Source organism: Thermosediminibacter oceani DSM 16646 (assembly GCF_000144645.1).
Taxonomy (GTDB): domain Bacteria; phylum Bacillota; class Thermosediminibacteria; order Thermosediminibacterales; family Thermosediminibacteraceae; genus Thermosediminibacter; species Thermosediminibacter oceani.
The window spans coordinates 382,896-407,766 of the sequence record NC_014377.1 but is presented as its reverse complement, the minus strand read 5'-3'; the positions used below and the strand labels follow the sequence as shown (position 1 = coordinate 407,766).

30 protein-coding genes, 1 other RNA gene and 1 pseudogene are annotated in these 24,871 nt (G+C 47.2%); 7 read left to right on the top strand and 25 right to left on the bottom strand.

Annotated elements, in window-relative coordinates; translation table 11 throughout:
* Positions 1–20: 20 nt before the first annotated feature.
* From TOCE_RS02090 to TOCE_RS12050, 3 genes are read right to left on the bottom strand one after another with little or no spacing between them, the layout of a single operon-like run.
* A complete protein-coding gene (locus TOCE_RS02090; protein WP_425358470.1) occupies positions 21–752 on the bottom strand; it encodes a CpaE/TadZ family protein in 732 nt (243 codons plus the stop codon).
* Positions 634–1,701: a helix-turn-helix domain-containing protein gene (locus TOCE_RS12385; protein ID WP_223156831.1), complete on the bottom strand. Its 1,068-nt coding sequence runs from the start codon at positions 1,699–1,701 to the stop codon at positions 634–636. The genes TOCE_RS02090 and TOCE_RS12385 overlap by 119 nt, the downstream gene beginning before the upstream one ends.
* Position 1,702: 1 nt before the next feature.
* Positions 1,703–2,356: a hypothetical protein gene (locus tag TOCE_RS12050; protein WP_148218364.1), complete on the bottom strand. Its 654-nt coding sequence runs from the start codon at positions 2,354–2,356 to the stop codon at positions 1,703–1,705.
* Positions 2,357–2,371: 15 nt separating this feature from the next.
* Here TOCE_RS12050 and TOCE_RS12045 point away from each other — a divergent pair, with 15 nt between their 5' ends.
* Positions 2,372–2,740 carry a hypothetical protein gene (locus tag TOCE_RS12045; protein ID WP_187286581.1) on the top strand — a complete coding sequence of 123 codons (369 nt, stop codon included), beginning with the start codon at positions 2,372–2,374 and terminating at the stop codon, positions 2,738–2,740.
* A 125-nt stretch (positions 2,741–2,865) separates the two neighbouring features.
* Here the strand turns inward: TOCE_RS12045 and TOCE_RS02070 are convergent, their stop codons facing one another.
* From TOCE_RS02070 to TOCE_RS02055, 5 genes are all read right to left on the bottom strand, one after another.
* Positions 2,866–3,195 (bottom strand): single-stranded DNA-binding protein, encoded by a 330-nt coding sequence (locus TOCE_RS02070; protein WP_083768454.1) that lies wholly within the window; start codon positions 3,193–3,195, stop codon positions 2,866–2,868.
* A gap of 92 nt (positions 3,196–3,287) precedes the next feature.
* Positions 3,288–3,818 (bottom strand): sigma factor-like helix-turn-helix DNA-binding protein, encoded by a 531-nt coding sequence (locus TOCE_RS02065; RefSeq protein WP_013275234.1) that lies wholly within the window; start codon positions 3,816–3,818, stop codon positions 3,288–3,290.
* A gap of 192 nt (positions 3,819–4,010) precedes the next feature.
* Positions 4,011–4,175 (bottom strand): hypothetical protein, encoded by a 165-nt coding sequence (locus TOCE_RS12240; protein ID WP_013275233.1) that lies wholly within the window; start codon positions 4,173–4,175, stop codon positions 4,011–4,013.
* A gap of 94 nt (positions 4,176–4,269) precedes the next feature.
* Positions 4,270–4,452: a hypothetical protein gene (locus tag TOCE_RS02060; protein ID WP_013275232.1), complete on the bottom strand. Its 183-nt coding sequence runs from the start codon at positions 4,450–4,452 to the stop codon at positions 4,270–4,272.
* A 14-nt stretch (positions 4,453–4,466) separates the two neighbouring features.
* Positions 4,467–4,679: a helix-turn-helix transcriptional regulator gene (locus tag TOCE_RS02055; RefSeq protein ID WP_013275231.1), complete on the bottom strand. Its 213-nt coding sequence runs from the start codon at positions 4,677–4,679 to the stop codon at positions 4,467–4,469.
* A 139-nt stretch (positions 4,680–4,818) separates the two neighbouring features.
* On the opposite strand from TOCE_RS02055, the gene TOCE_RS02050 reads away from it, so the two are divergent.
* The 3 genes and pseudogenes from TOCE_RS02050 to TOCE_RS12840 form a co-directional block, all read left to right on the top strand.
* Positions 4,819–5,226: a helix-turn-helix domain-containing protein gene (locus TOCE_RS02050; protein ID WP_013275230.1), complete on the top strand. Its 408-nt coding sequence runs from the start codon at positions 4,819–4,821 to the stop codon at positions 5,224–5,226.
* 13 nt (positions 5,227–5,239) lie between these two features.
* Positions 5,240–5,692: an ImmA/IrrE family metallo-endopeptidase gene (locus TOCE_RS02045; RefSeq protein ID WP_013275229.1), complete on the top strand. Its 453-nt coding sequence runs from the start codon at positions 5,240–5,242 to the stop codon at positions 5,690–5,692.
* A pseudogene (locus TOCE_RS12840) lies at positions 5,673–6,755 on the top strand (recombinase family protein); the annotation flags it as partial. The gene TOCE_RS02045 and the pseudogene TOCE_RS12840, both read left to right, overlap by 20 nt.
* A 434-nt stretch (positions 6,756–7,189) precedes the next feature.
* On the opposite strand, the gene ssrA reads toward TOCE_RS12840, so the two are convergent.
* Together ssrA and TOCE_RS02035 are read right to left on the bottom strand one after the other, a co-directional pair.
* Positions 7,190–7,538, bottom strand: a transfer-messenger RNA (tmRNA) gene (gene ssrA, locus TOCE_RS11820).
* Between the two features lie 74 nt (positions 7,539–7,612).
* Positions 7,613–8,359, bottom strand: a complete 747-nt coding sequence (locus tag TOCE_RS02035) for an SDR family oxidoreductase (protein ID WP_013275228.1) — start codon at positions 8,357–8,359, stop codon at positions 7,613–7,615.
* A 240-nt stretch (positions 8,360–8,599) separates the two neighbouring features.
* Between TOCE_RS02035 and TOCE_RS02030 the strand changes: the two genes are divergently transcribed.
* The 3 genes from TOCE_RS02030 to TOCE_RS02020 are packed head-to-tail and all read left to right on the top strand — an operon-like array spanning position 8,600 to position 10,436.
* Positions 8,600–8,986 carry a GntR family transcriptional regulator gene (locus tag TOCE_RS02030; protein ID WP_013275227.1) on the top strand — a complete coding sequence of 129 codons (387 nt, stop codon included), beginning with the start codon at positions 8,600–8,602 and terminating at the stop codon, positions 8,984–8,986.
* On the top strand, positions 8,971–9,666 hold the full coding sequence (locus TOCE_RS02025; protein WP_013275226.1) for an ABC transporter ATP-binding protein: 696 nt from the start codon (positions 8,971–8,973) through the stop codon (positions 9,664–9,666). The genes TOCE_RS02030 and TOCE_RS02025 overlap by 16 nt, the downstream gene beginning before the upstream one ends.
* Entirely contained in the window at positions 9,666–10,436 is a 771-nt protein-coding gene (locus TOCE_RS02020; RefSeq protein ID WP_013275225.1) for an ABC transporter permease, read from the top strand. The genes TOCE_RS02025 and TOCE_RS02020 overlap by 1 nt, the downstream gene beginning before the upstream one ends.
* 222 nt (positions 10,437–10,658) lie before the next feature.
* Here the strand turns inward: TOCE_RS02020 and TOCE_RS02015 are convergent, their stop codons facing one another.
* The 15 genes from TOCE_RS02015 to TOCE_RS01945 all read right to left on the bottom strand — a co-directional run bounded on the left by TOCE_RS02015 (position 10,659) and on the right by TOCE_RS01945 (position 24,871).
* A complete protein-coding gene (locus TOCE_RS02015; protein ID WP_013275224.1) occupies positions 10,659–11,285 on the bottom strand; it encodes an ABC-2 transporter permease in 627 nt (208 codons plus the stop codon).
* 4 nt (positions 11,286–11,289) lie between these two features.
* Complete coding sequence (locus tag TOCE_RS02010) at positions 11,290–12,165, bottom strand: ABC transporter ATP-binding protein (RefSeq protein ID WP_013275223.1); 876 nt, start codon at positions 12,163–12,165, stop codon at positions 11,290–11,292.
* 78 nt (positions 12,166–12,243) lie between these two features.
* Complete coding sequence (locus TOCE_RS02005) at positions 12,244–12,621, bottom strand: GntR family transcriptional regulator (protein ID WP_013275222.1); 378 nt, start codon at positions 12,619–12,621, stop codon at positions 12,244–12,246.
* A 186-nt stretch (positions 12,622–12,807) separates the two neighbouring features.
* On the bottom strand, positions 12,808–13,389 hold the full coding sequence (locus tag TOCE_RS02000) for an HDIG domain-containing metalloprotein (RefSeq protein ID WP_013275221.1): 582 nt from the start codon (positions 13,387–13,389) through the stop codon (positions 12,808–12,810).
* A gap of 89 nt (positions 13,390–13,478) precedes the next feature.
* On the bottom strand, positions 13,479–14,969 hold the full coding sequence (gene gltX, locus TOCE_RS01995) for a glutamate--tRNA ligase (RefSeq protein WP_013275220.1): 1,491 nt from the start codon (positions 14,967–14,969) through the stop codon (positions 13,479–13,481).
* A gap of 53 nt (positions 14,970–15,022) precedes the next feature.
* Positions 15,023–16,198, bottom strand: coding sequence for a nickel pincer cofactor biosynthesis protein LarC (gene larC / locus TOCE_RS01990; RefSeq protein WP_013275219.1), 1,176 nt, complete (start codon positions 16,196–16,198; stop codon positions 15,023–15,025).
* Positions 16,179–16,904 carry a nickel pincer cofactor biosynthesis protein LarB gene (gene larB / locus TOCE_RS01985; protein WP_049817934.1) on the bottom strand — a complete coding sequence of 242 codons (726 nt, stop codon included), beginning with the start codon at positions 16,902–16,904 and terminating at the stop codon, positions 16,179–16,181. Before larB ends, larC begins: the two co-directional genes overlap by 20 nt.
* A 32-nt stretch (positions 16,905–16,936) precedes the next feature.
* Positions 16,937–17,764, bottom strand: coding sequence for an ATP-dependent sacrificial sulfur transferase LarE (gene larE, locus TOCE_RS01980; RefSeq protein ID WP_083768518.1), 828 nt, complete (start codon positions 17,762–17,764; stop codon positions 16,937–16,939).
* A gap of 35 nt (positions 17,765–17,799) precedes the next feature.
* Positions 17,800–18,585 carry an IclR family transcriptional regulator gene (locus tag TOCE_RS01975; protein ID WP_013275216.1) on the bottom strand — a complete coding sequence of 262 codons (786 nt, stop codon included), beginning with the start codon at positions 18,583–18,585 and terminating at the stop codon, positions 17,800–17,802.
* Between the two features lie 186 nt (positions 18,586–18,771).
* Positions 18,772–19,002, bottom strand: a complete 231-nt coding sequence (locus tag TOCE_RS01970) for a MoaD/ThiS family protein (protein WP_013275215.1) — start codon at positions 19,000–19,002, stop codon at positions 18,772–18,774.
* Between the two features lie 64 nt (positions 19,003–19,066).
* The gene (locus TOCE_RS01965) at positions 19,067–20,953 is read right to left on the bottom strand and encodes an aldehyde ferredoxin oxidoreductase family protein (RefSeq protein WP_013275214.1); all 1,887 of its coding nucleotides are present in this window, start codon (positions 20,951–20,953) and stop codon (positions 19,067–19,069) included.
* Positions 20,954–20,972: 19 nt separating this feature from the next.
* Positions 20,973–21,428 carry a 4Fe-4S dicluster domain-containing protein gene (locus TOCE_RS01960; RefSeq protein WP_245523160.1) on the bottom strand — a complete coding sequence of 152 codons (456 nt, stop codon included), beginning with the start codon at positions 21,426–21,428 and terminating at the stop codon, positions 20,973–20,975.
* 55 nt (positions 21,429–21,483) lie between these two features.
* The gene (locus TOCE_RS01955; protein WP_013275212.1) at positions 21,484–22,734 is read right to left on the bottom strand and encodes a benzoate/H(+) symporter BenE family transporter; all 1,251 of its coding nucleotides are present in this window, start codon (positions 22,732–22,734) and stop codon (positions 21,484–21,486) included.
* A 70-nt stretch (positions 22,735–22,804) separates the two neighbouring features.
* Entirely contained in the window at positions 22,805–24,250 is a 1,446-nt protein-coding gene (locus TOCE_RS01950) for a hypothetical protein (RefSeq protein WP_041423999.1), read from the bottom strand.
* A 6-nt stretch (positions 24,251–24,256) separates the two neighbouring features.
* Entirely contained in the window at positions 24,257–24,871 is a 615-nt protein-coding gene (locus TOCE_RS01945) for a 4Fe-4S binding protein (RefSeq protein WP_013275210.1), read from the bottom strand.

The window sequence follows — 24,871 nt, the reverse complement described above, 5'->3', positions numbered from 1 at the left end:
ATTGTCAAGAAATTTTTGCTCTAGCCTATTGACTTTTCATAGCACGTCTTGGTTGCTCTAATTGGGTATCCCTTTACAGTTTCTTTCTCAAATAAAACTTTCGCTAACCTATCGACATCGTGGGTTATATGTTTTTGTCCGTGCCTTACGCTGAAGGCCTCGACCTCCAATACCCTTTCAACAGTATGAACGTCTATTTCTCCAGAATCCGCCATATTTAGAAGTGCTTTAAATCTGCTTTTCTCTACATTCCACCTACTGTAGATAAAGTCTATCATCATGGCGGTGTCTTCGAGGCTCCAGCGGTTAGAGAGTAAAACGGCATATACAAGATCGCTGTTTTTAAGGGATGCATAGGTGGACGAAAAAAATATCCCCGGGCTGGTGTCGATCACAATATGGTCAAACTCTTTCTTAAGCACTTCGATTATGGCCGAAAAGTGTTTTACCTCGAATTTTGCAAAATCTTCAAGTCCCACACCCGGGAAAATCCATATACTCTGCTTTTTATACAGGTGTCGTTTGACTACCTCAACTACTTCCTGCCCATTTTCTATGGCTTCGTATATGTCTGACTTCTCCCGAAAGTCAATCCCGAAATACTTATGAATGTGCGGCGTGACCTCCTTAAAGTCAGCCAGGACCACCTCGGTTTTGTGTTTCCTCAACGCCAGTGCGAAGGCTATCGCCAGGGAGGTCTTGCCCGCGTTCCCACCCGCACTCCAGAAGGATATCGTTTTTGGATTCAACATCATCACCTCGCAGTTTTTGCTTTATTAACTTCAGGTATTTTTGCGCTGTCTCGGGTGAAGCCCGAATGTTCATTAGTTCCTCGAGCCGCCTTCTCTGTTCTTCCTCTCGCTTGCTTCTTTTCTCTTCCATGTGCCGAATTTTATCGAAAGTCGAGAGGTCCCAGTCTTCCTCCAGCAAACGGACCAGGAAACCCTCAGGACGTGCGATGTCGTTTCTTTTGAGCTGTTCGCGGAGGTATTCGATAGCCTTTTGTACTTTTTCGCAGCCGTGTTTAGCCGCAAGCGTTTCTATCAGCCTGCCTTTATCCCGACCAGTGATTTCAAAATACAGAGATTTTAAGTAAACAACAACCCCGGCCTCCGGCCGGGTATCATTGCCGCCGTCCTGTGACGGCGGGTTGTTGTTATTTATATATTCTTCTTCTGTTTGTATATTCTTCTGTTTGTGTTCTGAAAAATTTTCAGATAGGTATCTGAAATTTTTACAGATAGTATCTGAAAAATTTTCAGATACCCCCCTATCTGAAATATTTTCAGATACCCTTTCGTCATCTTCTAATTCAGTTTCTTCAATCGGATTGGCTGTATTATCTTTACCGTCTAAGAGCTCTATAATTGCATCAAAAAGGGGAGAAAAGTCATAGTAGTTCGTATCTTTTCTGCCCGTCCTATCTAAACGATTTTGAAGAATAAGGTACCCTTTCTCAATAAGCGAATTTTTGTAATTATGGAGGGTCCTTTCGCTCACGCCTGTATATGCTGCCATTTTTCGCAAAGAAGGCCGCGGTAGTTCAGTGGTCCATTTAAACCGCAGTATCTGGGCCACGAACCAGCATTCGCCGACACTTAACCCGAGCTCTTTCTGGAAAGAGAATATGGCGTCGGGGATACTGGCTATTCCGTTGCGGGCTATAATTTCACCGAAGCGGGCGAAGTAATTCCCTGCCATTTTAATCATCCTTTTTCGTATAATAATTGCTTTCATGCAGTAAATAAATACGGGAAAAAAACAAAATCCCCCAGACCATCAGAAAAAATAAAAAGTTGAAAATTGTTCCAGGCGTCAGATATTTTATTGTTGAATATACAGGAATTGAAAGCATGAGTATAGAAAAAAAGACATCATAAACGATTAGCAGTTTTTGCGGCCACCGCTCCGGCAGTAGTATGCATCTTATGCCAAAAATAACACCGCATATTCCCATCCACAAAATAAATTGAGGAAAATAAAAATCATCCTTTGGAAAATATTTCCCCAACAAATGCGGATTTTCGATGAAATAATAGACGATTTTGCCGTTGGGTATTGATTTGCCCCTCGTAAATAAATAAAACGCTATCAGGTTGCCCAGGCCCATCGACAGATCTTCTGACCCAAAAAACTCACAATGAAAAGGAGGTTTTTTATGGGCATTGTTGATTTTATCGGTTTTTTGGTTTATGGAGTCGGGATTAGAGGGATTATTTTTTGGATTTTGACAGGTTTTATTATACTCAATTTCCCCTGTAACTTTTCCAGGTATTTCCTTTGGCTCATTTTTTCCCTTTGGCTTGCATTGAAGCCCATCAGCAGATTTTTTGTCTACATCAGGACGGGTAAACATAAAATATCACTCCAAATGAATACATTTTCTTCATTTCCTATCATCATAGGAAATCCTATAAACCGTTCGCTAAATCTAATTTATAAAGACTTTGTAAATTCTGCCTTCCCGGAAATAATGAAAACTGCAAAGGAAGGTGATGAAATTATAGTAAAAACTCATCTTATACCACACAAATTCATTAAGAAATTGCCAGGAAATCCGAAAATAAAGGAAATAAAAGCTAGTATGCTGACCATAATAATAAATATATCGCTTGCCGCAATATCTTTTATTATTAGAAAATACGTGTATAAGCTCAACAAAGGAAACCTTTTGGAATATTTAAGAAAATTAAACAAACATAGATATTACGTTGTAATTTGGAAAAAAGTAAAAAAATAGTAGCAGAGGCTGTGTGATATGTGGGCAGCTCGGAGAGCTGCCCAAGCAGCTGTGGGCCCTGTGGGTAACCCGCAGGGCCCACAGCTGCGTCATATCCACAGCCTATAAATAATAAAAAGGGCTGTCTACTGCCCTTCATCTTTTTTACCCCTGTCCAGAAACCTCACGCTGTCCGCAACTACTTCCATTTCCCGACGTTTTTTACCCTCTTGCTCCCATTGCCGGACCTGGATCCTGCCCGTCACACCCACCAGTCGGCCCTTCTTGAGGTTATTGGCGCAGGTCTCCGCCAGCTTCCTCCACGTCACAACGGGTATAAAATCAGTCTCCCGCTCGCCTTCGCCGTTCAGGAAATCCCTGTCCACCGCCAGGGTGAAGGAGCATACAGGAACATCGCCAGCCTTCCGGAGCTCTGGATCCCTGGTGAGCCTGCCGACAAGAGTTACGTTGTTGATCTCATATTGCCCCTCCTCTTCAAATTACGGCAATAATAAAAAGAGCCTTTCGGCTCTATATTTTGGGCATACTACGCCTGTTGGCATTTTTTCTATATTTTTGTTAAGGATTTGATCCTGTTGAGCTGCACATATACAACTTCTCTAGATATATTCAGCTTAGAAGCGATTTCCTTAGGTTTTACACCGCGACTATAAAGTACGTAAATCTCCTTCTGCTGGGGGCTTAGACCCGGTGGAATACCCTCTTTTTTCTTCCGCTTAGCCTGTTTTAGTTTTCGTACAGCCTGCTGATATATGTAAAAGACCGTGTTCACCGCTAGCCCGGTTTTTTCGGCAATCTCTCGATAGGAATATCTCTGTCTCAGTTCAGCAATTTGCCGCTGTCGGTCTGTCAAAAGGGCAAGCTCGTCTTCAGACAGCGACCCGAATTCATACAGCACCTTCCTCTTCAATACCCTGGCAGTATCCTCCAGATCCCGTATCATGCTGCCCATAATCTCTCTATCTGCAATGGTTCTTTGATAGTCTTCGTCTTTCAGTCTATCCCGCGCCGTTTTCAGTGCCAAGGCTCCTTCTCTATACTGATCCTCCATCTCAGACCAGCTGGACCATCTTTGCATCTTCCTTCTTCTCCTTTCCTAGGAACATACTCAGTTTCCATCCTTACGGTACACTTTCAAGTCTAACAGGTTTAATTCTCATCAAACTTTCTGCAAGTTCGAATATCATCTTTCTGTTTTTTACCGGCGAAAATTCCACCCAAGCATCCACATCATGCTACCCCCTGTTCGAGCCATAGAAAATATTCTATTTCATTCTTTCCGCTTAGGTCTGGTCTCTGCAACATTTTGGTTCTTTATATCTCTTGCTAATATTCGTGCAAATGCTAATAGATTTGGCCGGAGAAGTTTTTCTAGTTGCTCTTCCGTCATGCCATCTGGAAGATCGGCTTCCATTTCGATAATCTTTGGTATCATCGAAGTACCCCCTTATATGATCGCTTTTAGGAAAAGTGGTAAGTCATTCATCGATTGATCATGTTCAGAAGGAAAATTATTCCATAAGTCGAATTTAATTAGAGACAGATTCTTTGTACGCTTCTTTTAGCTTTTGAGAAAACAGCCTAACTAGCGGTCCGTAAAATTCGTCTTCGTCTACTTCTTCATAGCCGACAATTTCTTCGCTGTCAGGGGTAAAGTCGCCTTTTAGGAGTTTTTTGCGGGATATGGTGGTCTTCAGGATAGCGATTTTCATGAGAGATCACTTCCTTAGCTGGACGATCCGTCCAATTTTTCGTCAAAAAAAAGTTCTTCAATATCTTTTTCAAGCAACTCACTGATCTTTTTTGCCAGACTTATCGTCGGATTACGTAAACCTTTTTCAATTTTATAGTAAAATGACTCTGAAATACCTAACTTTGTGGCAATATCTTTAACCGTGAATCCTTTAACTTTTCTTGCGGTATTTAATGCTTCTCTCAAGGTAAGTTACCTCCGTTTTGTTATCTCAATTGTAATTATACTAGACATTTAGTCCAACGTCAATATATATTTACCCATTTCGTCCAAATTATTTTCAATTGGACATTATGTGATAAAATTATTATAAGAGGTGGACGTAATGGATTTCGGCGAAAGATTACAAGAATTAAGGAAAGAAAAAGGAATTAGTAGGGAAGAACTTGCACGAGCATTACAAGTATCGTACTCCGCTATCGCAAAATACGAAACAAATGTAAGGAAGCCAGACCAGGAGACCCTGAAAAAAATCGCCGACTATTTCGATGTTACCGTGGACTACCTCCTGGGCCGCTCCAATCACCGCCAACTCACGCGCAGGGATGAACGAGACATAGAAAAGATAATCGAAGAGACGAGGCATAGGATTGAGAATACGGAAGGCCTCTTGCTTGATGGCGAAATACTCAGCCAGGAGGATGTCGACGCCATTATAAACGCCATGCGTGTGGGACTGGAGATGGCGAAGTTAAGAAATAAGGAAAAGTACGGAAGGAAGAAGAAAAAATAGCGGGGTGGCCCGTTTGGACGTCAAGAATGTTGTCAGAAAACTTGTAAAAAAATATAAAACCAGCGATCCGTTTGAAATTATGGACGCGCTGGACATAATATACATAAAGCACCCTCTGCCTGAAAACGTCAGAGGATTTTATTTTAGCAAACTTCGCAGGAAAATCGTGGTAATAAATAGCATATATGAGAAAAGACGTCAAATAGTGACTGCGGCCCATGAACTGGGACACTGCTTACTGCACCCGAAAATGAATGCAATTTTCTTGGAACTAAATACTCTCCTGGTTACAAGTAAATATGAAAATGAAGCCAGTAAATTTGCAGCAGAGCTGCTGATGTATAACATTGACCTTACTAAATACGAAGGGTATGTTATGGAACAGATCGCCTGTGCCTTAGATATTCCTGAGAATGTACTCAAACTAATCGTTAGGGAGGGATCTTATGAGCGAAGCAAAAGTTAAAGCTGCAGCTTACGCCAGGTATTCAAGTGACAACCAGAGAGAGGAAAGCATTGAGGCTCAACTGCGGGCTATAAAGGAATTTGCAGAAAAAGAAGGTTACGTCTTAGTAAAAATTTATATAGATGAAGCTAAAAGCGCAACCACCGATGATAGGCCTAACTTCTTACGAATGATAGAGGACAGCTCTAAAGGCATGTTCGATGCTGTCATCGTCCATAAGCTCGACAGGTTTTCAAGAAATAGGTATGACTCCGCGTTTTATAAGCGAATCCTGAAAAAAAACGGCGTTAAACTCATAAGCGTGCTTGAACCTCTTGATGACAGCCCTGAGAGTATTATCTTAGAATCCGTTCTCGAAGGCATGGCGGAATACTATTCTCGGAACTTAGCCAGGGAAGTAATGAAAGGAATGAAAGAGACAGCTCTACAGGCAAAGCATACGGGCGGTTTGCCACCGCTTGGATATGATGTAGATGAAGAAGGTTATTATGTAATCAATGAGCAGGAAGCAGTTATAGTAAAAAAAATTTTTTCTCTTTATTTAGATGGCTATTCATATCAGGCAATAGCCGATATTTTGAACAGACAGGGATATAGAACTAAATTGGGAAATCCTTTTGGGAAAAACAGTATTTACGATATCCTTATAAATGAGAAATACAAAGGCACTTACGTTTTTAACAAAAGATCGAGCAAAGACAGCTTAGGTAAGCGAAACAATAGAAGATTCAAGGATAATGAAAATATTATAAGAATCCCGAACGGTATGCCGGCTATAATTGATGAGCAAACTTTTGACAAAGTCCAAGAGAAAATACAGGCAAGGAAGAGGGGTCCTCGTATGAGTGAAAAGAGGTTTTATTTGCTAACTGGCAAAATATTTTGCGGCGAATGCGGCAGTCACTATGCTGGAAACAGCTACAGGGGAGGGCGTAATGGCAAAAAATACGCTATTTACACCTGTACCAGACGTGTACGGACAAAAACCTGCAAAAATAAATCCATCAGACAGGATGTTATAGAGAAATACGTAATGGATCAATTATTAAACAAAATATTTGAGGAAAATATGATTCACGAAATCACTCGTAAGGTTCTGGAGTATGTCAGGCAGTTTGAAGCTGAAAAAAGCGGCGAAATCAAATACCTAGAAAGCAAAATAAAGGACCTTGAAGCTAAGATCGAAAGGCTGATAGACGCCATTGCAGAAGGATATGGTGATAAAGAAATGATAGATAAAAGGATGAAAGCCTATAAGGCCGAAAAAATACAGTGCGAGAGTAGGCTGAGCGAATTAAAATTAAAAGAGTATAGCTGGATAAACGAAGAAAAAGTAGCGGATTACCTGAGAATTTGCAGGGAAGCCCTTTTAAGCGGGGATCCTAAAGCCCAAAGAAAAATAATAGAAACTTTTGTAGATAAAATAATAATCTATCCTGATAGGATAGATTTGTCTTTGAAAGTGGATATGAAATTCGAAACGGAAAGGGATAAAGCTGGTGGAGGCGAGGGGAATCGAACCCCTGTCCGAAGGCGCATCGATAAAAGCCTCTACAGGCTTATCCCTCGTTTTGATCTCGCCGGCCTCACTCCCGAGGGCAGGATTGAAAGCCGGCCAGCTTTGTCAGTGTTCTCTCCGGCTGCCAAAGCTAACAGCAGGAGAAGAGCCCGGAGCTATGACACCCTTTTCCGACAACCGGGCATGCCGGAAAGGGCGTGCTGCGTTTTAATTAAGCAGCAAGAGCTAATTCTTCGTTGGCACTTATTCGTGCTTCCGGATTTACGAGTCGGAAAGCTCGGCCTGCAGCTTTTATCTCCGCCGCCCCCGTCGAGACCAAACGCCCCCGTATTCACTTTTCGCCAATATTATTATATAACAAAAAGAAGAATATATCAAGAAAGGTCAAAGAAAAGGACAACCTATGGTTCATAGATCATCTTCCGGGTCATGCCTCCGTCGATCACAAGGTTTGCTCCGGTGATGAAGCCGTTCTCATCGGCTGTAAGAAAAAGGCATGCTCTGGCAATATCTTCGGGCTTTCCCACCCGGCCTGCCGGGTGTTGAAGGTGGTCGATTTCCCGGAGTTTTTCATAGTCCCCTGTCTCGATCCATCCGGGGCTGATGGCGTTCACCCTTATACGGTCAGGACCCAGAGAAACCGCCAGCGCATGAGTGAGGGCAAGTATGCCACCCTTTGAAGCCGCATAACTTTCGGAATCGGGCTCGGACATGATGGCTCTGGTGGAGGCTATGTTCACTATGGAGCCTCCACCATTTTTTCTCATGATTTTCGCCGCTTCCCGGGAACACAGGAATGTACCGCGAAGATTGGTGTTTATGACACTGTCCCATTCCTCCACCTTGAGGTCATAGGGAGATTTCCAGCAGCCGAACCCGGCGTTGTTTATGAGTATATCCAGCCTGCCGTACATTTCCTCGGTCTTTTCCATTAATTTTACGACGTCCTCGGGCCTGCTGACATCGGCAAGGACGGCAAAGGCTTCGCCGCCTTCCTCTTTTATAAGCCTTTCCGTTTCCTGCGCATCCTTGAAATTCCGGTCGGCGATAACTACTTTCGCACCATGACATGCATACATTCTGGCGATGCTCCGCCCTATGCCCCGGCCGGCGCCCGTTACCACCACCACTTTGTCTTTGAAATCCATACCAGTTTTCTCCTCCTCATTGGATTTTATCTTCCCTGTCTTCGGTCATTCTTAATATGATATCAATTTTTAGACAGTTTGTAAATAAAGCCCGAACCCTTGTGCTAACGCTATCGCTATTATTTGGTGTGATCACTTTTTGAATAATAATATTGTCATCTTAAGAATCATTTTGTATTATAATAGTAATACACTAAAACATTATGTGGCTAATATAACAAAATGAGAACGGGGTGAATCATGATTATAGAATTTGATGAAAAACAGCCTATATATTTGCAGATCATGGACCTCATAAAAAGGGATATAGTGTCGGGTAAATTAAAGGGCGGTGATAAATTGCCATCGGTTAGAGAAATGGCGGAAAAGCTAAAGGTAAATCCAAATACGGTTCAAAGAGCCTATCAGGAACTGGAGAGGGAAAAAGTAACATTCACCCAGAGGGGCATGGGAACATTTATTACAAAGGATGAAGGAATGATTTCGGCACTAAAAAAGAAAATGGCAAAGGATGTGCTGGATGCTTTTATAAACGGGATGAGAGAATTGGGATTTTCCGGAGATGAGATCTTGCACATTGTAAAAAATTACGTAGAAAAGGGGGATCCTGATTGGATTTCATACTAAAAGCAAAAAAACTGTCAAAGAACTATTATTCAAAAAAGGTCCTCAAGGATATCGATATTGAAGTCCCAAGGGGGAAGATACTGGGTCTTCTCGGGCCCAACGGCAGCGGCAAGACTACTTTTATCAAAATTGTTGCGGGACTTATTCGCCCTTCTTCGGGAGAAATTTTGATAGACGGTCAAAAGCCTGGTGTATATACGAAATCCATAGTATCTTACCTCCCGGATGTGAATTTTCTATTTAAATGGATGAGAATAAAAGATGCCATGAGTTTTTTCAAAGATTTTTATCCGGACTTTGATATAGAAAAAGCAAGAAGGCTCCTGGAATTTATGGAACTTACGGAAGACAAAAGGATAACCACTTTATCCAAAGGCATGGTAGAGAAACTTCATCTAACATTGGTACTTTCCAGGAAGGCAAAGCTTTACATCTTGGATGAACCGCTGGGAGGGATCGACCCTGTTGCCAGAGAGAAGATCATCGATGCCATAGTCGATAACCTCAATGAAGAAAGTTCTATGATAATATCCACCCACTTAGTGAAAGATATCGAAAGGCTGTTTGACGAGGTGGCGTTCATTTCCAAAGGAGAAATCGTTTTGAGAGGCAACGCGGAAGAACTAAGGGTCGAAAAACATAAATCCATTGAAGAAATATTTCGGGAGGTATTTCAATAATGTTTACATTGTTTAAATATGAAATGCGGGGAAGATATAAGGGGATCCTGGGCGTCTGTGGCGCTATCATCTTGTGGAGCTTATACCTCTTTACGATATATGACGGTGGGTGGAGATTTATAAATATTAGTTTATTTTATCTAATGAGTATTCCCGCTGTATTAGTGGGTGTGTTCATATCCGGAGTCAACCTTTTCAGGCGGGATTTATACCAGGATACAGGTTACCTGGTGTTTTCCCTGCCTCAGAAGGCTTACGCCATTGTCGGTTCAAAACTTTTGACTTCCCTCGTAGAATTCATCATATTTTCGTTTCTTTCGGGAAGCATGGTGCTGATTCACGTTCTTAATTTTCAGGAATTCTCAAGGCATCATCTTTTAGAAGCACTGAATCAATTATGGCCGGAATTCATATATGTTTATTTATATCCCATAATTGTACTTCTCTCTGCGCTGATAATCGCATATTTCGCATTTACATTGGGCAAAGCGGCTTTCTGCAACAGTAGATTTGGCCTGATTGTATCCTTCGGGGTCTTCATAATTTCAGTTATTCTGATAAATAAGATCCATCTTTACCTGACAAAGGTCTTTCCGTATAATCTGATGCTCCATATAGGGACGGTAGTAAATGAAATCAACGGACAACATATAAGCACAATACCGGTGACGGTTTCGGTGAATGTAGCCGGTCTCATTTTCCAAGTGCTGGTACATTTATGCCTCTTTATAGTCACGTTATATCTTCTGGACAATAAAGTAGATATATAAAAAATAAAAAAAGGCTAAAGAATGGCAAGGCAATTCAAAAGCAGGTTTGAACATGTTTCGGCAATATTATTATAACAAAAAGAAGAATATATCAAGAAAGGCAAAAGAAGTCTTTCCCACACCGTTTTCTCTGATCTTAACAAAATGCACGGTGGCAATGCTATATTGAAAACACAAAATCCAAAGTCGGATATTGTCAATTCTCAGTGACTTGTAAAAATTCTAGAAATCTTTCCTGCCGTAGATCCGGATCGACAAGGCCGCGGATATTACCATCAAGACTATGGTCATCCCCAGCACCAGCGCAGCTAAGAGATGGTCCGGCATGGCCAGAAATAAACCAAGTATGCCCCAACAATTTTTCTTCATTGCGATATTGACTAATATAGGTGCGACCGCAAAGACGAATATAAAGAAAGCAAAAATCCCGATCCGGACGAATTGAGCTCCCAGCCAGAAGTACAGCGGATAAAACGCGGCCGTAAAGAAACAGATTGCCGAAACGGCATATATGATTTCCACAAAGCCGTTTCCCGATGGATACATGGGCATCAGCCATTGAATCACTACCGTCAACCCGATCAACAGTAAACCGACCAGTATGCTGAAGAGATATTTGGCCACAACCACCTGCTTCCGGGTAACCGGCAGGCTGTTTATGAAGATATGGCTGTTGTTTTTATCTTCCTGCCCTGCCACCATGAATTGGAAAAAAGTCGCAAGCATAGTGACAAGGGGAAGCGGGGGTCCCGGCGAGAGGATGTTAAAGTTGTAGAGCAGGGAAATCACAATATAAAAGATGAGAGTTATTCGAGTAATCAGAAACTCTTTATAAATCAGGGTGAGCATCTTTTCACGCCTCCTGGTGTTTTGTATTACCCTTTACGGTGTATACCATGATTTCATCAAGAGAAGGGGCTTCGTAAATTGCCCGGTCCCCGAAAATCTCCCGGGCCTTTTTCATCTCCTTCGTCAGGCCCTCGAAACCGTACGGTGTTTCCCGCAGCCCTATGAAGAGCTTCCGGTTTTCCCGATTGAGCAGGTCCGGACCGCCTTTAACGATCCCGTAAAGGTCGGCGATCTCCTCTTTGGTCAGGCTAAAGTAAATGCGGCCCTCGTGAATGAAAGTAATATAATCAGCAATCTGTTCAAGATCGGATGTGATATGGGTGGAAAAGAACACAGTTTTTTCTCCATCCTGGATAAGTTCAGACATCAGTTCCAGAATTTCACGGCGGACTACAGGATCAAGGCCTGACGTAGGCTCATCCATAACGATCAGGTCTGCGTTGTGCGATAATGCCAGGGCTATAGAAAATTTCACTTTCATCCCCTTGGATAGATGCTTGATCTTTTTCTTAAGTGGAACGTCGAGCAGCTTTAGATAACGCTGAAAAGTCTGTTCATCCCATTTTCTGTAAAAGGAGGCCACCACCCGCTTCATCTGTTCAACGGTTAGCTCCTCGTAAAAGTGATTTTCTGCATAAACGAAGCCGATTCGCTGTTTAATTTCCTTCTCGTGCATCCGGTTATCCAGGCCGAATATCTGGATGGTCCCGGCATCCCGCTTGACCAGGTTCATCATCAGCTTGATCGTGGTGGTTTTTCCCGCCCCATTTCGGCCGATAAAACCGTGGATAAATCCTTTCTTAATGGTAAACGAAAGGCTGTCCAGTTGAAAACCCGGATAGATTTTAGTGACCCCGTCCAGGACAACAACGTCCTCCATAAAAATTCCCCCTTTGCTGAGTTTCCATGAACTTTTTCGCTACAGCTTCTTCTTCTTTAAGATCGCCTCCCCTTTCCCTTAAGTATCTTCCTCATATAAAATCCGCAGCATTTCCTGCAGTTCTTCCAGCGTAATGTTTAAGGACTTGCTCTCGGAGACGATCTCGGCCATCTTTTCCTCTATCCACTTCAGCCGAATCTCCCGAAGAGACTCCTTGCTCTGTTTTGCCACAAACGACCCCTTGCCTACAACGGAGGTAATATATCCTTCCCTCTCCAGGTCATCGTAGGCCCGTTTGGTAGTAATCACACTGATGTGCAGGTCCTTCGCCAGCTGGCGGATCGAAGGGAGAAGTTCCCCTTCCTTCAATTCGCCCTTTAAAATGCTTTCTTTGAGCTGTCTTTTAATCTGTTCGTAGATCGGTTCCCCGCTGGTATTTGAAATAACAATTTTCATAGCCGGCCTTCCTCTTTAAAGTGATTATAGTGTTTATAGTGTATATAGTGTTTATATACATGTTAAACTATTTTTCCTTTATAGTCAATTATTTTTTTGCGGTCTCCGCCATAAATGGCAAATAAAAAAAAAGGGCGCAAAAAACGCCCTTAAAAGATTCAAAGCTGTAATACGCCGGCATGTTTTCTACCCCTGAAAATCGCCTTTTAATCCTATTTCACCGGCAACTTTTTGCATGCCCTTTATGGTCTCTTCGATGATCCAGTCCAGGTCCATACCGAGCATCCCGGCGCCTTCTTCGATGACCTCCCGGTTTACGCCCGCTGCAAAGCTTTTCTGCTTCCACTTCTTTTTTACGGATTTTACCGTGGTGCTCATAATGCTCCTGTCGGGCCGCATCAGAGCTGTGGCGGCAATAAGGCCCGTCAGTTCATCGATTGTATAAAGTACCTTTTCCATCCTTTCAGTGGGTTCAACATCGACGCAGATTTTCCAGCCGTGACTCTGAACGGCCTTTATGTATTCTTCAGGCCATCCTTCTTCTGCAAGGATCTCCCTCACTTTCCTGCAGTGCTGTTCGGGGAATTTTTCGTAATCCAGGTCGTGAACAAGGCCTATAATTCCCCACTTTTCAACGTCTTCACCAAAGAGTTTGGCAAAATGGCGCATCACGGCTTCCACTGCCAATGCGTGCTTGATGAGGCTCTCATTCTGGTTGTATTTTTTCAAAAGCTCGAAAGCTTCCTGGCGCGTAGGAATTTTCCCCATATCACAACCTCTCTCCCTTAAAAGCTCGATATTAGCACGGCGAAAAAGCCGGCCGGAGGGACCCGGGGTAACCGGCGATGGCATCTAAATCAGGAAGCAGAGGCGCCGGTCCCGTGATTTTTTATCCAATCTGCCGCCTTTCTCATGCGTTTTACGGTTTCCTCTTTTCCAAGAAGCACTATTATCTCAAAAAGCCCGGGACCCACGGTCCTTCCGGTAATGGCAAGGCGCGTGGGATGGATGAGCTCCGCGGCTTTAAGTCCAATGCTGTCGGTCAGGCTCCTGAAGGCGCGTTCCGTAGACTCGTGGGTGAACTCATCCAGCCTTTCCAGCGCTTCGGCCCCTTTAATCAGGAGCTCGGCGGCATTTTCTTTAAAAAAGTGCTTTTTTACACCTTTTTCTTCGTATTCCGCCACATCTTTGAAGAAGAAGGCTATAGCATCGGCCAGTTCGTCCAGAGTCTTGGCCCTATCTCTGGAAACGGCTACCACCTGCTTGATATATTCGTATCTTTTGCCGGCGTCTTCTTCGGCGATGATACCTTTTTTGACCATGAAGGGGATTACCTGATCTGTTATATAATCCAGGTCCAGCTCCCTCAGGTAATGGCCGTTTATCCAGGTGAGTTTTTTGATATCGTATATAGCGGCGGTCTTGTTCACCCTCTCGAGCGTGAACTCCCTGATGGCTTTTTCCATGTCGAATATCTCTTCACTGTCCAGCGGAGACCAGCCTAGCAGCGTCAGGTAGTTTATTATCGCCTGGGACAGGTATCCCTGGTCCCGGAATTCCTCCACCGAAGTGGCGCCGTGGCGCTTGCTCAACTTGCTCCGGTCGGGGGCGAGTATCATCGGCACGTGGGCGAACCGGGGAAGCTCGTACCCCAGGGCCTTATACACCTGTATCTGCTTGGGGGTATTGGAGAGGTGCTCCTCCGCCCTTATAACGTGAGTTATTTTCATGGCGTGGTCGTCCACCACGCAGGCGAAGTTGTAGGTGGGCATGCCGTTGGATTTCATGATTATGAAGTCGTCCAGCACGGAATTTTCAAATACAACGGTGCCGCGAATGATGTCCTCGACAACCGTCTGTCCCTCCTGCGGTACCTTCAACCTTATGACGGGCTTCCTGCCCTCGGCCTCGTATCTTTTTCTATCTTCGTCGCACAGGTTCCTGCACAGACCCTCGTACCTGGGGGCCTTTCCGGCCTTCATCATCGCCTCACGCCGGGCAGCCAGTTCTTCCGGGGTGCAATAGCAGTAGTAGGCCTTGCCTTCGTCCAGGAGCCTTTGAGCTTCTTTCCTGTAAAGCTCCAGACGCTGGGATTGGAAGTAAGGCCCGTAGTCCCCGCCCTTCTCGGGGCCTTCGTCCCAGTCGAGGCCCAACCACTTCATGGACCTCAATATCTGGGCCACCGATTCCTCCGTGGAGCGTTCGGTATCGGTGTCCTCTATCCTCAATACGAAAACACCGTTGTTGTGGCGGGCGAAAAGCAGGTTGAAGAGAGCGGTCCTGGCGCCTCCGATGTGAAGGCTGCCGGTAGGACTTGGAGCAAATCTTACCCTGACTTTATCCGTCATGTAGAACACTCCCAACATTTTGTTTTTTTAGTCATTATAACATATTTGCAGCATTATTTACATTTATCTTTATTCAAGAATCCCACGATATCCCGGTATGCTTCAAGCACGGGGATTCCAAACTTGCGGGATATTTCCCTTATGTCGTCGTATTCTGGGGTGACCCTCACGATTTCGCCGCCCCTTTTCGATACCTTTACCCTCACTTCTCCTAGGGGCGTACTTCTCGTTTCTATCTCCCTTTCAAGTTTCATCCGGTGGGCTTCGTAGAATCTTACACCTATAGTGGTGGTCTCCTTTAATATAGCTTCCGCCAGTTCCCGTCTTTTATCCGGGGGAGCGATGCAGGAAAGTTTAACAGCCGGACGGCTTTTTTTCATAATGATAGGCGTGAGGAACACGTCCAGCGCACCTTTTTGGAAAAGGCTCTCCATTATCTCCTCGTAGAGTTGGGGATTCATATCATCTATGTTTGCCTCCATCACCACTACCCGGTCGGTTTCCGCATCATCCTCTTCGGCTTTTAGGAGCACCGCCCTGAGCACATTGGGAATCCTCCGGTCTTTCTTTCCGAGGCCGTAGCCGATCTTCGCGGGAATGCCCCGAGGCATTGGGCCGAATTCCTCGGCAAAAACCGAGAGCAGCAAGGCCCCGGTAGGTGTCGCAAGTTCCCCTTCTTCGCCGGAGGAATACACCGGCACACCCTTTAGGAGCTCCATAGTCGCCGGAGCGGGCACCGGCAGCACGCCGTGGGCGCATGCCACGGTGCCGCACCCCACGTTCACCGGCGAGGCCGAGACTTTAGCCGGGTTCAGCATATCCACCAGAATGCAGGCACCCACTATATCCACGATGGAGTCGACCGCACCCACTTCGTGGAAGTGGATTTCCTCCGGGGGCTTTCCGTGAATCTTGCCCTCCGCAACGGCCAGCTTCAAAAAAGCTTCCTTGCTTTTTTGTTTTACCTCCGGTTTCAGCGAGCTTCCATCGATTATGCCGTAAATCTCTTTCAGGCCGCGGTGGGGATGGTGTTCGTGGCACTTTATGTAAACATCGGTGCCGAAAATGCCCTTTTTCACCGATTTTTTGATTTCAATTTCGTAACCCGAAAGCGGCAATTTTTTAAGTTCCGCCAGGAACTCCCTCACATCCACTCCCAGGTCCAGCAGGGCCCCCAGGAACATGTCGCCGCTGATCCCCGAAAAACAGTCAAGATAAAGCACATCCATCCGCCTGTCCTCCAAGCCTGTTTATCTGGTGTGCTGCAAACCCAGCGCCGAATCCGTTGTCTATGTTGACCACGGTCAGCCCTCCGGCGCAGCTGTTGAGCATTGTGAGCAGTGCCGACAGCCCGGAAAAGTTGGCCCCGTACCCGACGCTGGTGGGCACGGCTATTACGGGTTTGTCCACCAGCCCTGCGACGACACTGGCCAGAGCGCCTTCCATCCCGGCCACAACTATGATTACCTGGGCCCTTTTTAAAACCTCCATGTTCATAAAAAGCCGGTGTATTCCGGCAACCCCCACGTCGTACAGCCTTTCCACCTTATTCCCCAGTAATTCGGCGGTGACCGCGGCTTCTTCGGCCACGGGTATATCGGAGGTACCGGCCGATACGACGGCGATTGTGCCCTTATTTTGCACTATTTTTTCCCTTTTCACGGCGAAAATACGGGCATCCTTGTAATATTCGGCGTCGGGTGCTATTTTCCTTACCTCTTCGTAAACTTTTAAATCGGCCCTGGTGCCCATTATGTTGACGCCCTTTTCGAGCATGCGCCGGGTTATCCGGGCTACCTGCTCCGGGGTCTTACCCTGGCAGAATATGACCTCCGGCACCCCGCGCCTCAGGGCCCTGTGGTGATCGATCTTTGCAAATCCAAGATCCTCGTACGGTAGGTCCCTGAGCAGCTGAATGGCATCATCAACCGCCATCTCCCCCCGGTGGACTCTTTCCAGTATCTCCCTTAATTTTTCCAAGGCGCTTTTTCCTCCTCTTCAAGACCTTCGTTCATGCTGCCGGTCCTGTATCCGGCAAGGTCCAGCGAGACGTAAATGAAGCCGAGCCCCTTCAGCCCAGATACCACTTTTTCCCTTAAAGTCTTGTCGAAAAATCTATCTATCTCGTCGGGAGAGACCTCGATGCGGGCCAGGTCCCCGTGACTTCTCACTCTGTACTGGATAAATCCGAGCTCTCGCAGTAAATCCTCGGCTCTTTCCACCCTGCTGAGCTTTTCTGCCGTTATCCTCTCGCCGTACGGAAACCGGGACGCAAGGCACGCAAAGGAGGGCTTGTTCCAGGTGGGAAGCCCCATTTCCCGTGACAGCGCCCTTATATCGGCTTTGGTAAGCCCTGCTTCCTTCAGCGGGCTCAATACCCCCAGCTCATCCTTCGCTCTCATGCCGGGCCGGAAATCCCCGGTATCGTCCATATTGGAACCGTCCAGCACGAAGTTAAAGCCCCTTTCCCGGGCTATTGCAACCAACTTGCCAAAAAGCTCCTTTTTGCAGTGGTAGCAGCGCTCCGGCGGATTTTCGGAAAACCCGGGTATATCAAGTTCCTCCGAAACGATTATCTCATGGTTGGCTCCAAACTTTTCGGCGAGTTTCCGTGCTTCCTCCAGTTCCCTAGCGGGATATGTGCTGGACCGGGCGGTAACCGCCAGTACGTTTTCTTTTCCCAGCACATCAAGACATACCTTCAAAAGAAAGGTGCTGTCAACCCCTCCGGAGAAGGCAACTACTACCCTTCCGAGATTCTTTATACAACTTTTTAGCCTTTCTAGTTTTTCCATTTCAGCCAAAATTCAACCCCCCACTTAACATATTCTCAAACCCGGATGGACTTGTCCGCCTGATACCCCAGGTCGGCGGATATCTCCGCCGCCGTCCGGGTTACCTGTTTTATAGCTAATGCAAGCTTTTCCCCTTCGAGCCGGGCAACGGGGCCCGAAATACTGATTGCAGCGCATACCTTGCCGCTGTGGTCGCGGATAGGAGCAGCCACACACCGAAGACTATCCATAATCTCTTCATTATCTATAGCGTATCCCTGGGCACGCACTCTGGCCAGTTCTTTTTCTAGAGTCTCAAGGTCGGTAATGGTATTCTTGGTGAAACGCGGCAAGCCTTTAGCAGCAACAATCCGTCTGACTTCGTCCGGCGGCAGTGAAGCCAGAAGTACCTTTCCCACACCGGTGCAGTGGGCAGGCAACCTCATACCCACCTGGGAAACTATTCGCAAAGAGTGGCGGCTTTCCCGCTTGTCGATATACAACACTTCTCCCTTGTCTAAAACAACCAGGTGGACGGTTTCCCCCAACTCATCCACCAACCTCTGAATATAGGGGGCTGCTACAGAGTGCACGTCCCAACCATGCGCGACTATATTTCCTAGCTCAAACAGGCGCAAACCCAGTTTGTATTTCCCGGTAAAGACAGATTGTTCCACGTAACCAAAATCCCGCAAAGTGGACAGCAATCCGTGGACAGTACTTTTGGCCAGCCCCAGCTTGGTGGCAATTTCCCCCAGAGCCAGTTCTCCTTTCGCTTCCGCAAGGACATCTACGATTTTCAGGGCTTTGGCCACCGACCTTATTTGAGAAGTCTTCTCCATGTAACAGGCCCCCTTACCACTGTTAATTTATTAATTCGCTTTTTAAATCAATTTTCCCTTTCTCTTTGGGGACATTTTCATTAAATCAAAAATCTTAGCGAGGTGTAAAGAAGTTTTTAAACAAAAAAATATTGCTGGCATCACGCAGTATCCCTCCCAGCCTCGATAATTTCCATCCGTCCTTTATCATCCACCGCTCGCTGCCGGGATGAATATAACTTCATCTCCTTCTGCCAGCTCATGTCCTTCCTCAACCACTTTTCCGTTGACGGACACAAAGCAAACCTCTCCCGTTAATCCCAAATATTCCCGCAAATCCCCCACCGTCTTTTTTTCTTCCAGCTCAAGGCACTGAAACCTGCTAAATGCCGGACAGCGAAGTGATAGTATGCCCAGCAATTTTACTTTTACCTTCATTTGACACTGAGCCCCCACAGCACTTCTTAATCACCGAAACAACAAATATCGCGCCAATCGCACCTTAGGACTCGATAGCAAAATCCAATCCCAATTCCTTTAACTTTTCGGGAGTTGGAAGGCCGGTGTCTTTGTCCCAACCCATGGCCTCGTAATATGCATCCAACATCACATCCAGATTATCCACCCTGGCTCCCGCCGAAGGGCCATCAGGAATAGCCTGTGAGAAACGCTTGGGCAACCTGTCATCCTTCCGCGTGAAACCTTCACGGGCATTGAAGCAGCGCTTTAGGTTCCAGGAACGTTCCGCTGCCAATAACAATTCTTCGGCAGTCACGTCCCACCCCGTAAGCGCACTGACAATTTCAGCGTAAAGCTGCGGCGTAATGCAACTGCCCTCGGTCCCCCATGAATAGAAAATGCATGCTCCTAAAATTTCGCTGATCTCACCCTGCAGAGCTACATAACGATAAACCATACCTTTCTGGGAAGTTTCTTCGGGTATACCGGCCGGAGGCCACGGCAAGCCAAAATCTTTCATACCACCGTCAAGCTGGCCGAAATCCCACGTGCTGGCCCAATTGGGATGCATGTGACAAGCTCCTCTCGGGGAAACCGCATACTGGATGGCCAGCACTTTAGATTCGGAGCGAGGCTCATGAGCCGGTGCTTCAAGGCCTTTCACATGCACGGCTAATTCTTCGGCCTCCGGACCGAGTTGCTCGGCCATCCGTTTCACACCTTGGGCCAGAAATTCACCAATCCCCTCCCGGTGGGCGATTTTTTCCACCAGTTTTACCACTACCTCACCATCGCCCCACCGCAAAGGCATCCCTTCTGTATCTTTGTCGGTCAATAAGCCCTTTTCATAGCACTCCATTGCAAAACCGATGCTCATTCCTGTACTGATCGTATCCAACCCGTACGCATTGCATAAGTAGTTGGCTTTGATAACCGTCTCCAGATCATCCACGCCGCAATTAGCTCCGAACATGTTCACTGTTTCGTATTCCGGGCCCTCCATGGGAGGAGTGGCAAACTTTCCGCTGTTGACAGAGGTATATCGGCCGCATGCAAAAGTACAGCCATAACATGCCCGCCGTTTTATCTGATACTTTCGGTTGAGATATTCCCCGGAAATCCTGTCAGCCCCTTCAAAATGAGCGGTTTGAAAGTTTTTGGTCGGAAGCATTCCCAAGCTATTGAGCAGAGATACCAGGCCGACCGTGCCAAAAGCGGGAATTGAGGCGAAGGGATAATTTTCCAGCCACTGCTCTGCTTTCTCAACGGCCTCAGCGAATTGTTTCGGGCGCGACACCTTAATTCCGCCACGGCCCTTTACCGCAACAGCTTTCAGGTTTTTGCTCCCAAATACAGCCCCGATGCCGCCGCGACCCGCAGCCCGTCCCCTATCGTTGATCAAAGCGGCATAGAGAACCCCCTTTTCTCCCGCAGGACCTATAGCGGCGATAGAGATTTCCGGATCGTCGAGTTCCCGAATCAGAGCATCCGTAGTCTCTTCAACCGTGAGGCCCCAGAGGTGCTTGGCAGATTTAATTTCTGCATGGCCGTCGTTTATGTAAAGGTAAACTGGTTCTGCCGCTTTCCCTTCGAGGACGACAAAATCAAACCCTGCATACTTTAGCTTGGGGCCAAAAGCCCCACCAGACCGCGCCTGATTCCACGTACCGGTCAAGGGCGACTTGTAACAGACTTCGTAACTTCCACCGCTCGGACAAAGAGTGCCGGTTACGGGCCCCGTGGCTACTACAACTTTAGCCTCAGGAGCCAGCGGGTCGGTGCCACCGGGCATTTCCTGATAGAGTATTTTGGCTGCAAAGCCTGTACAGCCCATGTACTTGCGCAGCTCATCTCTATCCAGTTCCTCTGTTTTAACTTCACCGTTTGTCAGATTCACCCGCAAAAGCTTACCTGCAAACCCGTACCACATGAATCAGTCACCTCCCCATTTAGTCCCTGATTTTAACCGCATGGGCCCTAGCCCAGAGCTCCCGGCGCCTGGCCGCAGCTTTGTCTACATCTTCGTACCTGATAGCACCATGCGGGCAGTGGCCGGCGCATGATGGCGAACCACCGCACAAATCGCATTTAGCTGCCATTCCGGTTTCATCGTCTATCCTCAGTACTCCATAAGGGCACACCCGGACGCAGATGCCGCAGCCCGCACAGAGATCCGGGTCCACCACCACCGCATCAGAAATTCTATCCCGCTTGAGAGCCCCTATAGGGCAGGCATTTATACATAAACCACACTGTATGCACACTACCGGCACATCTACCGCCGGCTCCCGTCGTATTACATATATGTGGCTGCGGGAAGGGTTGATTTCGCCGTACTTGGTAAAGGAGCACCACATTTCACAGCGGTGACATCCGGTACATAAAGAGGGGTCCACCATTAACATCTTAGACACACCGGAACACCTCCAAAAATTAATTCATTGGATCGAAAAACCCAACTTAGCGCTCGAAGTCATCCGGTTCCATTATGAGCGAAGCCAACACACCCCCTACCAATGACCAGAAAGGAGCACTAATTTTAAACAGTGTTAAACCAGACATGGCGATAATCAGCGCGAAAAACGCCCCAAATTTGAACTTCCTGGCGGCAAATGCCTGTTCGAAAGCGCTTATCAGCACCCCTATCATGGCAAGACCGGCCAGCATGCTGACAAGATTCGACGGTAAAGCTTTTACAAAAGGCACGGCTGCGCTGGCAAAAAGACCGAAGGATCCAAAAAGAATACCGTTCACAATGGTGGCGGCATAACGTCCCGATTTATCGGGTCCCGCTTCTTCTGAGCTGCAGATGGCGGTCATAGGGCCAGCGATGTTGGCATTGTGACCTCCAAAAAATGAAGTTACTATACCTCCTATGCCACTTATCACCGTCATTGCGTTTATGGGAGCCTTATATCCCTGGGCCGTCAGCACCCCATAAGCCTGGGCGTTCTCCGCACCGATGACCAGTACAGCCAAAGGAATGGCGATGCCAAAGAAAGCCCCCATCGAAAAAGTTGGCGCAAAAATCCGTGGCATTATCCAGGCTATTTTGATATTTTCAAACTCAAAACCTCCGGTCAATAAGGCTGCAACAACCCCCACGATTAAAGACCACAAAATAGGCGATATTTTTTTGTTGAGCCTGTAACCGATAAAATAAGCCGCCAAGGCAGCACCGGCGATTACCGGAGCTTTTTGGGCGGAAGTAACGATCTCAAGCCCGAACCTGAACATAGCGCCGGCAATCATAGCCATAACGATGGGAAGCGGTATCCAGCGCATCACCCTTCCTATCAAGCCCGAAAATCCCAAGAGTAAAACCAGCACTCCTGCTATAAAATAAGCGCCTACGGCCTCATTGAATGAAAACAGGGGCAAAGCCGAAGCAAGCATAACCGCACCCGGGATCGAATAAGCTCCATTTATCGGCATCTTATAATAAAAACCCAAAATAATACTTATAAGTCCTCCGAAGAAATAAACCGAGAACAACCAGGAAATCGTTTGAGCATCCGTCAGTTTCCCGTTCTGGGCAGCATTCATTACAATAAGCGCCGGGCCTGTACAGCCAAAGATGGCGGCCACAACGCCAGCAGTGAAGGTATTGGCGTTTAATTTGCTTCGAAGATCCCTCAGACCTTCCTGAAATCCCGGACCTTTTTCCCATACGGGTTCGTTTTTCAAAGACGTCTTAATTACCACAGACAATTTACGTTTCCCCCTATCCTTATTCGTCAGGTGCCCCTCCGGGGACTAAACCGGAGGGGCTATGCCTTCTCTAACCGGCACATTTTTTGAGTTCCAACAAATCCACGCCCCGCTGGCGCAGCCATTTTGGCAGCAATTCGCTTTCCACCCGTTCGTTTACTTCCGGAGCTTTCTTGAGGAGGAATTCTGCCAGCGGTTCGCTCAAGTTTATCCCGCCGACAGCCCCGTCGAAAATCAAGACCTTGCGGGTACCGGTCACCCTGTAGGCGAATTCCATGGCTGCCTCCGTGGTCTCGGCCACCACTGCATGCTTCATATAGTTGAGATTCTGCGGGTCACGGTTGAAGAGGTCAGCCTGCTCATAGCCGACAACCACCGTAGGAATGTGCTCGCTGAAGAAAGCGCTCGGGTATCCCGTCCAGGCGTAGTTGTGGACGCACATCTTTATAGCCGGATTGAGCGGTGGAATCTCCTTTAAGAGCGGCTTACCGTTTTTGCCGTAAAAGGCTTCCGTATACCAGGTATAAGCCGGCAGGGGCATGTCGAGATCGTAAAGGTCGGTGTTTGCTCCGGCAAAGTTAGCATAAATAACTCCGGCCGCGAATACGTATACCACCGGGCAGGGGAAGTCCAGTGCAGCGATGCACTCATCTATCTCGCCAAAAAGGGTCATCATTTTGCCATAGTAGCGGCACCCGAGCACCGTAATGCGGTCGTTTAAAGCGTAAAGGTCGTTATCCGCGTCCACTCCAACGATTCCGTTCGGGGCCACCGACAGGAAAGAGGCAAAGGCGAATTTGCTCTGCACAAAGGGAGAATCGAAGATAGCTCTGGCCGTAAAATTGGCCGCCCGGGGTCCCAGGTTCTGGTGATAGGTGGACCTGGTCTCTATTCGGGCATAGGACATGCCGAAAGGCTTTACTGCCCGGTCGACCTGCCGGTGGAAATGGACTTCGCGCACGTCGGAGTTATGAGCATGGACAATCCAGTCTGCGTCGTATACCTTCTTAATGCCGTATAAAGTGCCTATTTCCGTCTCTATGGGTATGCCTTCGTCAATGGGAGCAACGCCTATGGCCTTCCCCTCGAAGTGCTTATCCAGGCCGTAGCGCTTGATGTATTCCTCCGTCTCCCGGAAGCGCAAGCCCACACCAGCCCGCAGGCGGATGTCCTTACAGCCCGTCCGGGCCTGGATGACATCCTTCAAAGTCTTTAGCATCTCGGCATAGGGCTCACCGCCCAGTAAAGTAAAGCCGTGATGCGAAGCCAGGATGTTGACCGAATGCTCCGGCTTGATCATGCTCATATCGACTTTTTTTAACGCTTCTTCGGTGGCTCTGCGCACTGCGGCAATACCCCGTTCACCGGGGTAAATGACCTCCGGCAGGTCCGGGAAAAGGTCCTTGAGCAATACCGAGGTCATCCCCGGCAATTCGGAAACCCGCTTCTTCACCAGTGACGGATCAATGCCGTACTGGGATTTGCGCGGAGGTATGGGAGGAATTGGAGGACGCATCATGAATCACTCCTCTCCTTGCAGGGGTGCTGCTGCCACCCCGTCCAGCAGTTTTATATCCTCATCGAAATAGAAGCCCCGGCTGGCATACTTCTTTTTCACCTCATTCGGCACTTCCCACACAGTGGGAGTACGGCCGTACCACTGCCAGCCTCCTTTTGGCGGTTCCGGTTTGATGCCGGCGGTCTCCAACAGGCGCAAAATAGGCTGGATGCATTCCACTTTGCACCCGGTACGGGCTCCCGTCACCAAAGACACGTCCTCGGGGGAACGCGCGCCCTGCAAGACGGCAGCCGCCACCTCTTCCGCCCTGGTAGCGGTGCAATAGCATACGATCTGTTCCGGGTGAAGTTTGGCTCTGCGGCACAGCTCTTCTACCCTTGAGTAATCCACACCGCTTACATCTACGCCTACGGCAACCGGCTGTTCGCGCTTTGCCATGGAAATGGCGTAAAAGGGGCACCGCTGCTCGCAGGCCGCACAACCCCGGCACTTTTCCTCATCAACTTTGGCCTTTCGGTCCACCATTTTGATGGCCAGCACCGGGCAGACCTTTTCACAGGTCTTACAGCCCCGGCACTTTTCCTCATCCACCACCGCGAGCAGGTTGACGAGCTTCAC

Bases quoted from the DNA above. Each gene is read 5' to 3' on its own strand.
- TOCE_RS02090 (WP_425358470.1), bottom strand. From the start codon at position 752: ATGTTGAATCCAAAAACGATATCCTTCTGGAGTGCGGGTGGGAACGCG.
- TOCE_RS12385 (WP_223156831.1), bottom strand. From the start codon at position 1,701: ATGGCAGGGAATTACTTCGCCCGCTTCGGTGAAATTATAGCCCGCAAC.
- TOCE_RS12050 (WP_148218364.1), bottom strand. From the start codon at position 2,356: ATGTTTACCCGTCCTGATGTAGACAAAAAATCTGCTGATGGGCTTCAA.
- TOCE_RS12045 (WP_187286581.1), top strand. From the start codon at position 2,372: ATGAATACATTTTCTTCATTTCCTATCATCATAGGAAATCCTATAAAC.
- TOCE_RS02065 (WP_013275234.1), bottom strand. From the start codon at position 3,818: ATGCAAAGATGGTCCAGCTGGTCTGAGATGGAGGATCAGTATAGAGAA.
- TOCE_RS12240 (WP_013275233.1), bottom strand. From the start codon at position 4,175: ATGATACCAAAGATTATCGAAATGGAAGCCGATCTTCCAGATGGCATG.
- TOCE_RS02060 (WP_013275232.1), bottom strand. From the start codon at position 4,452: ATGAAAATCGCTATCCTGAAGACCACCATATCCCGCAAAAAACTCCTA.
- TOCE_RS02050 (WP_013275230.1), top strand. From the start codon at position 4,819: ATGGATTTCGGCGAAAGATTACAAGAATTAAGGAAAGAAAAAGGAATT.
- TOCE_RS02035 (WP_013275228.1), bottom strand. From the start codon at position 8,359: ATGGATTTCAAAGACAAAGTGGTGGTGGTAACGGGCGCCGGCCGGGGC.
- TOCE_RS02030 (WP_013275227.1), top strand. From the start codon at position 8,600: ATGATTATAGAATTTGATGAAAAACAGCCTATATATTTGCAGATCATG.
- TOCE_RS02020 (WP_013275225.1), top strand. From the start codon at position 9,666: ATGTTTACATTGTTTAAATATGAAATGCGGGGAAGATATAAGGGGATC.
- TOCE_RS02015 (WP_013275224.1), bottom strand. From the start codon at position 11,285: ATGCTCACCCTGATTTATAAAGAGTTTCTGATTACTCGAATAACTCTC.
- TOCE_RS02010 (WP_013275223.1), bottom strand. From the start codon at position 12,165: ATGGAGGACGTTGTTGTCCTGGACGGGGTCACTAAAATCTATCCGGGT.
- TOCE_RS02005 (WP_013275222.1), bottom strand. From the start codon at position 12,621: ATGAAAATTGTTATTTCAAATACCAGCGGGGAACCGATCTACGAACAG.
- TOCE_RS02000 (WP_013275221.1), bottom strand. From the start codon at position 13,389: ATGGGGAAAATTCCTACGCGCCAGGAAGCTTTCGAGCTTTTGAAAAAA.
- gltX (WP_013275220.1), bottom strand. From the start codon at position 14,969: ATGACGGATAAAGTCAGGGTAAGATTTGCTCCAAGTCCTACCGGCAGC.
- larC (WP_013275219.1), bottom strand. From the start codon at position 16,198: ATGGATGTGCTTTATCTTGACTGTTTTTCGGGGATCAGCGGCGACATG.
- larB (WP_049817934.1), bottom strand. From the start codon at position 16,904: ATGGCGGTTGATGATGCCATTCAGCTGCTCAGGGACCTACCGTACGAG.
- larE (WP_083768518.1), bottom strand. From the start codon at position 17,764: ATGGAAAAACTAGAAAGGCTAAAAAGTTGTATAAAGAATCTCGGAAGG.
- TOCE_RS01975 (WP_013275216.1), bottom strand. From the start codon at position 18,585: ATGGAGAAGACTTCTCAAATAAGGTCGGTGGCCAAAGCCCTGAAAATC.
- TOCE_RS01970 (WP_013275215.1), bottom strand. From the start codon at position 19,002: ATGAAGGTAAAAGTAAAATTGCTGGGCATACTATCACTTCGCTGTCCG.
- TOCE_RS01965 (WP_013275214.1), bottom strand. From the start codon at position 20,953: ATGTGGTACGGGTTTGCAGGTAAGCTTTTGCGGGTGAATCTGACAAAC.
- TOCE_RS01960 (WP_245523160.1), bottom strand. From the start codon at position 21,428: ATGTTAATGGTGGACCCCTCTTTATGTACCGGATGTCACCGCTGTGAA.
- TOCE_RS01950 (WP_041423999.1), bottom strand. From the start codon at position 24,250: ATGCGTCCTCCAATTCCTCCCATACCTCCGCGCAAATCCCAGTACGGC.